The organism is Kitasatospora sp. NPDC001539 (assembly GCF_040298565.1).
Lineage (GTDB): Bacteria > Actinomycetota > Actinomycetes > Streptomycetales > Streptomycetaceae > Kitasatospora.
On record NZ_JBEPAK010000193.1, the window covers coordinates 1 to 11261 of the forward strand.

The window sequence follows — 11261 nt, forward strand, 5'->3', positions numbered from 1 at the left end:
GGCGGGACCGGATCACCGGTCCCGCCCCTTCGGCGTTCGAACGAGGGGGTGTCAGCCGCGCTGGAGGCCCGAGGTGTCGGTCAGCAGGCCGTGGGTGCCGTCCGGCAGCTGGGCGACCAGCGCGCTGCCGCGCTGCTCGACGGCCAGGTACCAGGTGCCCGGCACGACCTCGCCGACCGGGGCGCCGGCCGGGTTGTCCTTCGGGGCCAGCTGGCGCGGGGCCGGGACGGCGAACCAGTACGGCTGGAAGTCCGCCGCCGGGGCGGCCTGCTGCTGAACGGCCGGAGCCTGCTGCTGGGCCTGGACGGCGGCGTCCTGCGGCTGGCCGACGACCGGCTGACCGGGCTGGCCCGGCTGCGGCTGGCCGGCGGCCGGGTAGCCGTAGCCACCGGCCGGCTGGGCGCCGAAGGCCGGGTCGTGGCCCTGCGCCGGGTAGCCGTACTGGCCGGGCTGGCCGGGGGCGCCCGGGTGGCCGGGCTGGCCCGGCACCGGGTAGCCGCCCTGGTACGGGACGGCCGGGCGGTCGGTGACCAGCGGGGCCTTCAGCGCCGGAACCAGCGGCGCGGCCGCGGCGGCACCGGCGAGCACGATCAGCGAGATGAGGCCGAGCCAGGCGCCGAAGCCGTGGCTGAGGCGGGCGCCGGTCGGCCCGCCGCCCAGCGCCCAGACCGAGGTCCACAGCGCCGCCACGGCGAACGCGATGCCCCACTGGTCCAGCCGCAGGCCGAGCACCTGGCGGTTGGCGGCGGCGGGGCCCTGGAAGCGCTGCACCAGGATCAGGACGGCGGCGGCGATGCCCAGCAGGTAGATCGAGGGCAGGATGGGGAACAGCTGGGTGCTCCACGCGTTCTGCGAGGTGTCCCCGCAGTACGGGCCGCTGCAGTCCACGGTCCAGTAGGGCAGGAAGGAGGCGATGAAGAGCAGGACGGCCGCGCCTGCGACGGCGGCGTCTCCCCTGGTGAGAGCGCGCAGATTCACTTACGTTCCCCTCGTTGACGTGTCGTGGACGGTGATTCGCGCGGTCGGGCTGACCGGCCGAAACTCCCGAACGGACCAGAAGCCTAGGCCCAACCGCCCCGCCGGTGCACAGCGGGACCGGGAACGGGTCGAAGTCGTTGCAAACGGTGCGTGCCGGGCGGTGCGTCGTCCGTCCGGCCTGCTCGTTCCAACTCCCGTGCCGGGCCCGCTCACTGGGTGGTCAGGAAGGCGGTCAGCGCGTCGGCGATCCCCTGGGCGGCCTGCTGGCGCCACTGAGGGTCCGTCATCCGCCGGGCGTCCGCGGAGTTGCGCATGTTACCGCACTCGATGAACACCTTGGGGACCGTGGAGAGGTTGAGGCCGCCCAGGTCGGAGCGGGTGGTCAGGCCCTGGTCGGCGATGTAGTCGGCGTACGGCTCGCCGGTGGCGGCGTGGAAGCGGTCGCGCAGCAGCAGCCCCAGCCGGTGCGAGGGTTCCACGATCGCGGAGTTGTCCGCCTTACCGGCGACCACCCTGGCGGGCATGATCACGTGGAAGCCGCTGCCGCTCGCCGGGGCGCCGTCGCCGTGCACCGAGACCGCGACGTCGGCGTGCGCGTCGGCGCCCGCCCTCGCCCGCTCGTCGATGCACGGGCCCCAGGGGCGGTCGCCGTCCTGCACCAGCACCACCTTGGCGCCCCGGGCGGCCAGCAGGGCGCGGGCCCGTCGGGAGACGTCCAGGGTGTAGTCCGCCTCGGTGTACCCGGAGTCGGTCTCGGTGCCGGTGGTGTCGCACTCCTTGCGGGCGTTGCCGATGTCCACCTGGCGGCTGATCTCGGTGGGGTGGGAGAAGTTGCCGGGGTTGTGGCCCGGGTCCAGCACGACGGTCCGGCCGGTGAGGTCGGCGCCGGTCGCGGGCGCCGTGGCCGCCGGGCCGGCCGACGTTGTCGCGGACGGCCCGGGCGGGGTGGGCGGAGCCGACGGGTCCCCGGTCGGCGTGCCCCCGGTCGGCGGGGCTCCGGGAGCGGAGGGGTCCCCGGTGGCGGGGTCCTGGGTGGCGGACCGGACCGCCCCGGGCGACGGCGCGGCCGTCGCGCCCGCCGGGGCGGAGCCGTCGAGCGCGCGCCAGCCCAACCAGCCCGCCGCGCAGAGCGGGACGACCGCGGCCACCGTGGTGGCGCGCAGCAGGACGGAACGGCGGCGGGGCGGGCGGGGAGCGGTACCGGTCACGGTTCGATCAGATCCTGTCCTGGGTCCGCGGGGTGAGGCCGTAGCTGCTCGCGATCGGGTTCCACTTCGTCATGAAGTCCGTCTTCGCCTGGGTCGCCTGCGGGTTGAGCTCGTCCGCGTGGGTCTTGTCCGCGGTCGTCGGGGCCTTGCCGGAACAGCCCTGCTTCGCGACGGCGCGCGCCCAACTGGCGTACGCCCGGTCGATGTCGGCGGACAGCTGCCAGGCGGACTTCAGCGAGTTCACCGCGTCCGGGCCGCCCGGCACGTCCGTGACGCTCAGCTTGGCGAGCTTGGTCAGCAGGCCGTCGCGCTGCTTCGCCCCGTTGTCGAAGACCTGGGCGGCGCTCTCGATGTCGGCCTTGGACGGGCAGCTGCTCACCTTCGCGACGGCGCTGCCGATCGGGGCCTTGGCGTTCTCCCCCTCGCTCAGCAGGCCGTCCAGTGCCTGCGCCTGCGCCTGGGCGTTCGGGCCGGGGCCGGTCGCGGTCGGGGACGGGCTCCCGCCCGGCGGGCTGCTGGGTGCGGCGCTCGGCGCGCCGTCCGTACCCGTCGGCGCCGGGGCGGGCTGCGCATTGCCGGAGCCGGTCGCGGGGGCGGTCGCGCCCGGGGCGGCCTGGGCGCCCTTGTCGCCGCCGCCCTGGCTCGCGTACAGCAGGCCGCCGCCGACGGCCAGCACCAGCAGCAGCGCGAAGCCGATCAGCAGCGGGGCCTTGCCCCTGCCGGGGCGGTCCCGGTCGTCCTCGTCGGGGGCCGGGTCGTGGGTCGGGCGGTCCGGCGGGGCGGCGTAGGACGGCGGCGACCCGTAGGGCGGCTGGGCGCCGTACGGGGGTTGGGCGCCGTACGAGGACTCGGCGCCGTACGGGGGCGGGGAGCCGTGCGGGGTCTGGGAGCCGTACGGGGTCCGGGGCGCGGCCGCCGGGGGCGGCGGGTAGACGTAGCCGGGGCCGGGTGTCGCCGGCGCTCCCTGAGCGCCCCGGTCCTGCGGGGTCGCCTGGCCGGGGAAGGGCGTGGCGGCGGGCGGCGGCGGGACGACCCTCGGGAAGGCAGCGGTGGGCGCCCCGGAGCCCGCGGCGGGCTCGGGCTCGGGCTCGGCGCCGGGCGGGCCGAAACCCGGGGCGGTGGACAGGTACGGGCGGGCGCCCAGGAGCGGCCCCTGGTCGCCCACGGCCCCGGCGGCGGGGGGCGGTGCGACGGGACCGGGGCCGGGCGGCTGGGCGCCCTGGGGGGGCTGGGCACCCTGGGGAGGCTGGGCGCCCTGGGAGGGCTGGGTGCCTTGGGGAGGCCGGCCGCTCTCGGGCGCCTGGGCGAGCTCGGGGTGGTCCCGCCGCTGGGGGTTGCGGACCCAGCCGCCCGCGCCGCCGCGCGCGGTCGGGTCCCAGACCGCCGGAGCGGTGTTCTGCTGGTCCGTCATGTGCCGCTGGCCCCCACGCTCCGCCGGTGCTCTGCCTGGTGCTGTCGCCTGGTGCTGCCCCGCGCTGTCCGGTGCCACCGCCCGGTGCGGCGAGCCGGCGAAGCCGCCTGGTGCTGCGCGGACACCGTACCGTTCGAACCGCGGCCGGACAGCCCCGGCACGACGTTAGAGCATCCGCGCGGGGGCGGGCGGGAGATCGGCTCAGGCGGTGGTGCGCCGCAGGACGCGCAGCGAGCCGGTCACCGAGACCTCCTCGAAGCCGTCGGCCAGCGCCCGCAGGTACACCCGGTACGGGGCCTGGCCGCCGTCCGCCGGGTCCGGGAACACGTCGTGCACCACCAGCAGGCCCTCCGGCGCCAGGTGCGGCACCCAGCCCTCGTAGTCGCCCGTGGCGTGCTCGTCGGTGTGCCCGCCGTCGATGAACACCAGGCCCAGCGGCCGGCCCCACACCGCCGCGACCTGCGGCGAGCGCCCGACCAGCGCCACCACGTGCTCCTCCAGCCCGGCGGCGTGCAGGGTGCGGCGGAACCGCGGCAGGGTGTCCATCAGCCCGACCTCCGGATCCACCAGGGTCGGGTCGTGGTACTCCCAACCGGGCTGCTGCTCCTCGGAGCCGCGGTGGTGGTCCACGGTCAGCGCGACCGTTCCGGTCTCGCGGGCCGCCGCGGCCAGCAGGATCGCCGAGCGGCCGCAGTAGGTGCCGATCTCCAGCACCGGCAGCCCGGTCGCACGGGCCGCCGCGACGGCCGCCGCGTACAGCGCCAGGCCCTCGTCCACCGGCATGAACCCGGTGGCCGCCTCGAACGCCGCCAGCACCTCGGGCGCCGGGCGGGCGCTCTCCAGCAGGTCGGACATGCGGTGCTCCTCGGATTCGGTACGGCTCGGGCGGGGGGTCCGGCACGGCGCGCGGACGTGGTCGGGACCCTACTCGACGGTAGCGGCGTGGACGGCGGCAGGGCGGCGGGGGCCGGCGAAGAGGCGAGCCGGGGGAGCAGGTGACGGCGGGTGGGCGGTGATCAGCCGCTCAGCAGTCCGGCGGCGATCCGTGCCCGGTGCGGGGCGAGCTCGGCCGCGACCGCCGCGGCCTCGGCCTCCGTGGAGGTGACGGCGGCCGGTTGGTCCCCGGCGCGGTCGACCAGGGCGATCCGCAGGTGGGTCGGCGGGTGGGAGGCGTCCACGGCGGTCCGCTGGAGCGCGCTGAGCCGGAGCAGGCGCTCCCGCTCCGAGGCCGGGACGGAGGCGAGGTGCTCGCGCAGCCGCTCCCAGAGCCGGTCCGGCCCGGCCGGCGGAGGCTCCACCGGCGCGGACTCCACCGGCGCGGGCTCCACCGGCGCGGGCTCCAGCGGCTTCGGCGCCACCGACGAGGGCTCCACCGGCTTCGGCTGGACCGGCTTCGTCTCGACCGTGCGTGGCCCGACCGGCCGGGGTGCCTGCGCCCGCCCGCGCCGCACCACCCGGGGGCGCCGGCGCTCCTCGGCACGGATCCGGCCGATGGCGGCCACCGCGGAGCCGGTGAGCAGCAGCGCCGCCAGCATGCCGTGAGCCGCCTCGCGGCCGCCGACCCGGACGGCCAGGGCGTCGGCCCGGTACTCCGCCTGCTGGCCGGCCCGGAGGGTGAGCCGGTCGAACAGCCGCAGGCCCTGGAGCAGCAGCCAGGCCACGGCCCGCAGGACGGCCGCGCCGAGGATCGCGCCGAGCCGGAGCAGCAGCGGTACCCCGTTGGCCGGTCCGCCGTACTCCAGCCGGGCGCCCCAGCCGCTGCGGCCCGGGCGGGCCATGTGGTACCAGCCCGCGAGCGCTGCGACCGCGCTGTACAGCCAGAACGAACGCCGGTGGTCGCCGTTGACCCGGTGGCCGAACTCATGGCCGAGCAGGGCGATCCGCTCCCGGTCGTCCAGCACCTCCCAGAGCGGCAGGCCGAGCTCGAGCACGGATCGGCGCCGGAGCCCGACCAGCCCGTACGAGGCGTTGAACTCGTCGGTGATCCGGATGACGTCCACCGGCGCCGCGCCGACCTCGGCGGCCACCCGGTCCGCCAGCCCGTACAGGGCCGGTGCGGTGCCGCGGTCGAGGACGTCCTCGTCGCGCGGCACCCGCCCGAGCCTCGGCCGCAGGGCGATGACGATCACCAGCGCGACCGCACCGGTGCAGCGCTGCACGACGTTCCCGGTGACGAGCAGCCAGAGCCCCAGAGCGAACAGGCCGACGGACACCAGGTGGACCAGACCGGCGGCGGAGGACGCCAGCAGCCAGTCCAGCCGTGCGGTGGGGGAGTCGCCACCCCCGGCCTGTTCCTCGAACAGCCGGTCGGTGCGGGCGGCCGTCGCCCGCTCGCGCCGGGTGGGCGCGGGAGCGCCGACCTGCCCGGGGGCGCCGACCTGCCCGGGGGCGAGGTTCCAGTCGCAGGCCGGGCACCAGGCGGTGAACCGAGGGTCGGCCGTCAGCACGGCGCCGCACGAGGGGCAGGGCGAACCGTGGGCGGGTCGGTCGGGGGCTGTCTCAACGGGTGTGGTCACGGCGGAGATGATGGCGTGAACGGATCTTCCCGTACAGCGGTTTCCGCAGCTCCGGGGCGCGGGCGCGGTCGGCGGGCGGGCCGCCGGGGCCGCCGGTTCTGGAACGTGTTCCAGTCCGGCCGGGGCGGGCGTGCCAGAATCGGCCCGACCGTCGATCGGACACCGGGAGCAGCCCATGCGCGCAGCCGTCCTCCACAAGACCGGCCAGGACACCCTCGACGTCCGCGAGGACGTGACGGCGATCGGCTTCGGACCGGGCACCGTACGGGTCCGGATGCACGCCGCCAGCCTCTGCCACTCCGACCTCTCCGCGATGAGCGGCGTCCTGCCGCAGCCCGCCCCCTTCGTCCCCGGACACGAGGGCGCCGGCGAGGTCGTCGAGGTCGGCGACGACGTCACCGGCGTCGCCCCCGGGGACCGCGTGGTGCTCTGCTGGATGGCCCCCTGCGGTCGCTGCGCGCACTGCGAGCAGGGCCGCGGCCACCTGTGCATCGCCAGCCTGCGGCGGCTCGGCGCGCCCGGGTTCCGGCTCGCGGAGGACGGCGCCGAGGCCTCCGGCTTCTACGGCACCGGGGCGTTCGCCGAGGAGGTCGTGCTCGCTGCCGACGCCGTCATCAGGGTGCCGGCCGACCTGCCGTACGAGGCCGCCGCGCTGATCGGCTGCGGGGTGACCACGGGCGTCGGCGCCGCGGTCAACACCGCCCGGGTCGAGCCCGGGTCGTCGGTCGCGGTGATCGGCGCCGGCGGCGTCGGGGTGGCCGCCGTCCAGGGCGCCCGGGTCGGCGGCGCGGCCCGGATCACCGTCGTCGACCCGGTGGCCTCCCGGCGCGAACGGGCGCTCGCCTTCGGCGCCACCGAGGCGATCGCCCCCGAGGAGCTGAAGGCCGTCGCCAAGGGGCTGCCGGGTGGCGGATTCGACTACGTCTTCGAGGCGGTCGGACGCGCCGCCACCGTCCGGGCGGGCTACGACGCGGCCCGCCGCGGCGGCGCCGTCGTGGTCGTCGGGGCCGGCGCCCAGGACGACCGGGCGCAGTTCAGCATGGGCGAGCTGTTCTTCAACGAGAAGCGCCTGCTGCCCTCGCTGTACGGCGGGGCACCGGTGGCGCGCACCATCGGGCTGATCGTCGACCTGTGGCGGGCCGGGCGGATCGACCTCGACGGAATGATCACGCACCGGGTCGGACTGGCGGACGTGAACGAGGCGATCGCGCAGATGCGCAGCGGCGAGGCGCTGCGGACGGTGGTGTCGCTGCGCGGGTGACGCCCCGGTACCGAGGCGCGAGGGCCCGCCGGGAGCGATCCCGGCGGGCCCTCACCTCGACTCCGTTCGACGTCGTCGAGCCCGTTCAGCCCTGGGCGCCGGCCGCGCGGTGGCGGCCGTGCGGGTCGGACTCGGGGGCGTCGTCGGCCGCGGACGGGCCGCGGTGGCGGCCGTGCGTCGCGAAGTACTCGGCCGTCTTCTCGTCGGCGTCGGTCCCGCTGGCGGGGCCGGTGGTGTCGGTGAGGGTGTCGGACATGAGAATCGTCTTTTCCGTGCGAGGGTGCAGGTCATCGGCGCCGTTCCGGCGCCTGCGGCGTACGGCCGGCTCGCCGAGCGGGCGCCCGGTGCGCGCCCGCAGCCGGTGATCGCGGCCCGTGCCCCGGCCACCCTAACGGCCGGGACGGACGAGATCATTATCGAGATCGCCGTCGAGGCCGTCATCGAGGTGGTGGTCGAGGCCGCCGTCGCTGCCGTGGTCGAGGCCGTCGACGCCGTCGTCGAGGCCGCCGTCGCTGCCGCCGTCGCTGCCGTCATCGAGGCCGTCATCGAGGGCGTGATGCGAGCCCCGCCCCCAGCCAGTGCCCGACCAGCTCCCGATACAGGGGCGACAGCACCTGCAGGTCGCCGTGCCGGGCGAGCACGCCCCGCCCACCGTCCAGCAGCAGCACCCGGTCCGCCCGCAGGGCCGAACTGATCCGGTGTGCGACCACCACCAGGGTCCCGGGCCGGGCGGCGAAGGCGTGCTCCACCCGCTCCTCGGCGGCGGCATCCAGGTGGCAGGTCGCCTCGTCCAGCACCACCAGCGGCGCGGGGGACAGGTACGTCCGCACCAGTGCGATCAACTGGCGTTCACCCGCCGACAGTTCACCCGGGTCGCCCAGCACCCCCGACAGGCCACCCAGCCGTTCCACCACTTCTCCGGCGCCCAGCCGTTCCACCGCCCAGGCCAGCCGCCCGTCGTCACCCGTCGACGCCGGCCAGGCGAGGTTCTCGCGCACCGTCCCCGGGAAGACGTACGCCTCCTGCGGCAGCAACGCGGCCGGCGGTGCCGAGACCGACCCCGCCGTCGGCACCACCAGCCCGGCCAGCAGCGCGGCCAACGTCGACTTGCCCGTCCCACTGGGCCCGACGACGGCGATGTGCTCCCCGGGGCGGAACACCGCGTCGAGCCCGTCGAGCACCGGTGCGGCACCGGGACCATGGGCGTAGCGGACACCCCGCAGCCGCACCTCCTGGACGGCCGTCGCCGTCGGCGCGGGCACACGCCGCTGCCGTCCCGCCTCACGCCTGCCCGAGGGCTCGCCGACGACTGCCGTGACCGCCGCGAGACGGTCCAGCACCACCGCGAGGTTGAGCAGCCAGCCGCCGACCGTACCGGCCAACGTCCGCACCGCCAGGTCGAGTTGTTGCACGAGGTAGGTGGCGACGCCGAGCAGCTCGCCCGCGGTCAGCGCGCCGTGCGCGAGCAGCCACGGGGCCGCAGCCAGCACCACCAGCACCGGCACCCGTCCGCCGAGCGCCACGACGAGCGCACGCAGTGCCGAGGCCCGGCCCAGCGCCCGGGACGCGGCCGCGCTGCGCCCCGCCGCCTCGGCCAGGGACCGGGCCACCTCCTCCCCGCAACTCGACGCCTGGACATCGCGCAGCCCCTCGAGCGCCCGCCCGGCCTCGGCGGCGAACTGCTCCTCCGCCAGGACGACCGCCCGGCGCCGGGCCGTCATCGGGCGCAGCAGCCGGACGAACACCAGACCCGCTGCCAGCAGCGGAAGCAGCACCAGCGGCAGGACGACGGGCGCCAGCAGCGTCAGCCCGACCAGGGCGGCGACCAGCGTGACCCCCACCCCGCGCAGGGTACGGAGCAGCGTCGCGGTCAACTGCCGGGCGGACTCCACCTGCTCGGTGAGCCTGGCGACCTCGGCCGGATCCGCCGACGGGCGCGCCAGCGCACTACGGACCACCCGCCCCACCAGGGCGTCCCGCAGCGGCTCCACCACCGCCGCCAGGTACGGGAACCCGGCCCGCGCCGCATACGCCCGGACCCCCATCGCCGCCCCGAACCCCGCCAGCCACGCCACCCCCACCCCCGGCCGCCCGGCCAGGAACCCCCGGTCCACCGCAGCCGACACCAACAACCCGGACAGCAACGGCGGCACGGCCTCCACCCCCGACCACAGCAACAACCGCACCACCGCCCCCCGCGCCCTCCCCAGCAACCCGAACAACAACCCCCACCCCGGGCCCAGAACCCGGCGCCGACCCCTCACCCGCTCCACCACAACCGACCCCCACAACCCGACAACAACTCGCCAACGCCCCCTCGGCGGAACCGACTTCACCCCTCAGACGGGCCCCGCCTGCCGATCCCCAAGGCCCCCGCCCCGCGCCCCCGAATCCAGCCGCCCGCCCCACCCCGAAACCCCCTCCCAACGCCTCCTCAACGGCCCGAACTTCACCCCCCAAGGCCCGCCCCGCGCCCCCGAACCCGGTCACCCGCCCCACCTCAGACCGACCCCCCACCACTCAGCGACACCCCCCCACACCCCAAGCCCCAACCCCCGGCGCTGACCTCTCGCGGTCCCCCTCAACCGGTCGCCACCACCCCCACGCCACCCCCCAAGGCCCGCCCCGCGCCCCCGAACCCGGTCACCCGCCCCACCTCAGACCGACCCCCACCACTCAGCAACGCCCCCCCAACACCCCAAGCCCCAACTCTCACGAACTGCCGCTGCTTCTCTTATGGGCGCGCCCAGCGGAGGTCTGTTGGGAGTGGGAAGTCGGCCAAGTCGACTTCCCACTCCGAGCGCTTGTTTATTTCGGGTGCTGGATCGCACAGGTAAGGGGGTGCATTCCCACCGTGCGTGGACGTGCTGCTCGCCGTACGCAGGAGATCGGCTGGGCCGACTTTCCGTGCGAGCAGGGGTGCCTCGGGTGGGCTGGCGCTGGTGTGCGGTGGTCGGTCATCAGCATGTGCCGGGGCCACGGCACGAGAAGTCGGCCGGGCCGACTTCCTATCCGGTGGCTTGCTTGGCCTGGCATGGGCCACGGTGTGCGTTCTGCATTTTGTGTCCTGGTTGGTTCGGTGATGGTCTGTGGTGGTGTGGTGGCGGTAGCTGGACCGGTTCGCTGACCCACTGGCCGTAGAGTTGTGGCCGGGGCTGCAGCGCGAGAAGTCGGCCGGGCCGACTTCCTATCCGGGGGGCTCGCTTGGTCTAGTGCGTTCTGCCTTTCGTGTGGGTAGTCGGCTGGGCCGACTTTCCGTGCGAGCAGGGGTGCCTCGGGTGGGCTGGCGCTGGTGTGCGGTGGTCGGTCATCTGCGTGTGCCGGGGCCGCAGCGCGAGACGTCGGCCCGGCGGACTTCCTATCCGGGGGCGCTTGCTTGGTCTGGCATGGGCCAGGGTGTGCGTTCTGCATTCTGTGTCCTGGGTAATTCGGTGGTTTGTGGTGGTGTGGTGGCGGTGACTGACCGGCCCGCTGGCCGCAGGGTTGCGGCAAGGGGCTGCAGCGCGAGAAGTCGGCCCGGCCGACTTCCTATCCGGGGGCGCTTGCTTGGTCTGGCATGGGCCAGGGTGTGCGTTCTGCATTCTGTGTCCTGGGTAATTCGGTGGTTTGTGGCGGTGTGGTGGCGGTGACTGACCGGCCCGCTGGCCGCAGGGTTGCGGCAAGGGGCTGCAGCGCGAGAAGTCGGCCCGGCCGACTTCCTATCCGGATGCTTTTGCGTGCCACGGTGTGCGTTCTCTGCTGGTTGTTTTGGTGGTCTGTGGTGGCGGTGGCTGGAGCGGCTCGCTGGCCTGTGGCTGCAGCGCGAGAAGTCGGCCCGGCCGACTTCCTATCCGGATGCTTTTGCGTGCCACGGTGTGCGTTCTCTGCTGGTTGTTTTGGTGGTCTGT

Annotated in this window: 8 protein-coding genes; 1 reads left to right on the top strand and 7 read right to left on the bottom strand. The window is 75.5% G+C overall.

Translation table 11 applies throughout. The annotated features are described in order from the left end of the window. Nucleotides 1-51 precede the first annotated feature (51 nt). From ABT247_RS25025 to ABT247_RS25045, 5 genes are all read right to left on the bottom strand, one after another. Entirely contained in the window at nt 52-978 is a 927-nt protein-coding gene (locus ABT247_RS25025; RefSeq protein WP_350746065.1) for a hypothetical protein, read from the bottom strand. A 209-nt stretch (nt 979-1187) separates the two neighbouring features. Beyond that, on the bottom strand, nt 1188-2186 hold the full coding sequence (locus tag ABT247_RS25030) for an N-acetylmuramoyl-L-alanine amidase (protein ID WP_350746067.1): 999 nt from the start codon (nt 2184-2186) through the stop codon (nt 1188-1190). A 7-nt stretch (nt 2187-2193) separates the two neighbouring features. Further along, entirely contained in the window at nt 2194-3597 is a 1404-nt protein-coding gene (locus ABT247_RS25035; RefSeq protein WP_350746070.1) for a hypothetical protein, read from the bottom strand. A 201-nt stretch (nt 3598-3798) separates the two neighbouring features. Then, nucleotides 3799-4452, bottom strand: a complete 654-nt coding sequence (locus tag ABT247_RS25040; RefSeq protein WP_350746072.1) for a class I SAM-dependent methyltransferase — start codon at nt 4450-4452, stop codon at nt 3799-3801. 161 nt (nt 4453-4613) lie between these two features. Next, nucleotides 4614-6113, bottom strand: coding sequence for a M48 family metallopeptidase (locus ABT247_RS25045; RefSeq protein ID WP_350746075.1), 1500 nt, complete (start codon nt 6111-6113; stop codon nt 4614-4616). A 175-nt stretch (nt 6114-6288) separates the two neighbouring features. Here ABT247_RS25045 and ABT247_RS25050 point away from each other — a divergent pair, with 175 nt between their 5' ends. After that, a complete protein-coding gene (locus ABT247_RS25050; protein WP_350746078.1) occupies nt 6289-7374 on the top strand; it encodes an alcohol dehydrogenase catalytic domain-containing protein in 1086 nt (361 codons plus the stop codon). Nucleotides 7375-7459: 85 nt separating this feature from the next. On the opposite strand, the gene ABT247_RS25055 is transcribed toward ABT247_RS25050, so the two are convergent. Together ABT247_RS25055 and ABT247_RS25060 are read right to left on the bottom strand one after the other, a co-directional pair. Continuing rightward, the gene (locus ABT247_RS25055; protein ID WP_350746081.1) at nt 7460-7630 is read right to left on the bottom strand and encodes a hypothetical protein; all 171 of its coding nucleotides are present in this window, start codon (nt 7628-7630) and stop codon (nt 7460-7462) included. Nucleotides 7631-7916: 286 nt separating this feature from the next. Further along, a complete protein-coding gene (locus ABT247_RS25060) occupies nt 7917-9560 on the bottom strand; it encodes an ATP-binding cassette domain-containing protein (RefSeq protein WP_350746084.1) in 1644 nt (547 codons plus the stop codon). Nucleotides 9561-11261 lie beyond the last annotated feature (1701 nt).

What these genes read in the sequence shown, in the direction of transcription:
- ABT247_RS25035 (WP_350746070.1), bottom strand. Translation starts at nt 3,597, where the DNA reads ATGACGGACCAGCAGAACACCGCTCCGGCGGTCTGGGACCCGACCGCG.
- ABT247_RS25040 (WP_350746072.1), bottom strand. Translation starts at nt 4,452, where the DNA reads ATGTCCGACCTGCTGGAGAGCGCCCGCCCGGCGCCCGAGGTGCTGGCG.
- ABT247_RS25050 (WP_350746078.1), top strand. Translation starts at nt 6,289, where the DNA reads ATGCGCGCAGCCGTCCTCCACAAGACCGGCCAGGACACCCTCGACGTC.
- ABT247_RS25055 (WP_350746081.1), bottom strand. Translation starts at nt 7,630, where the DNA reads ATGTCCGACACCCTCACCGACACCACCGGCCCCGCCAGCGGGACCGAC.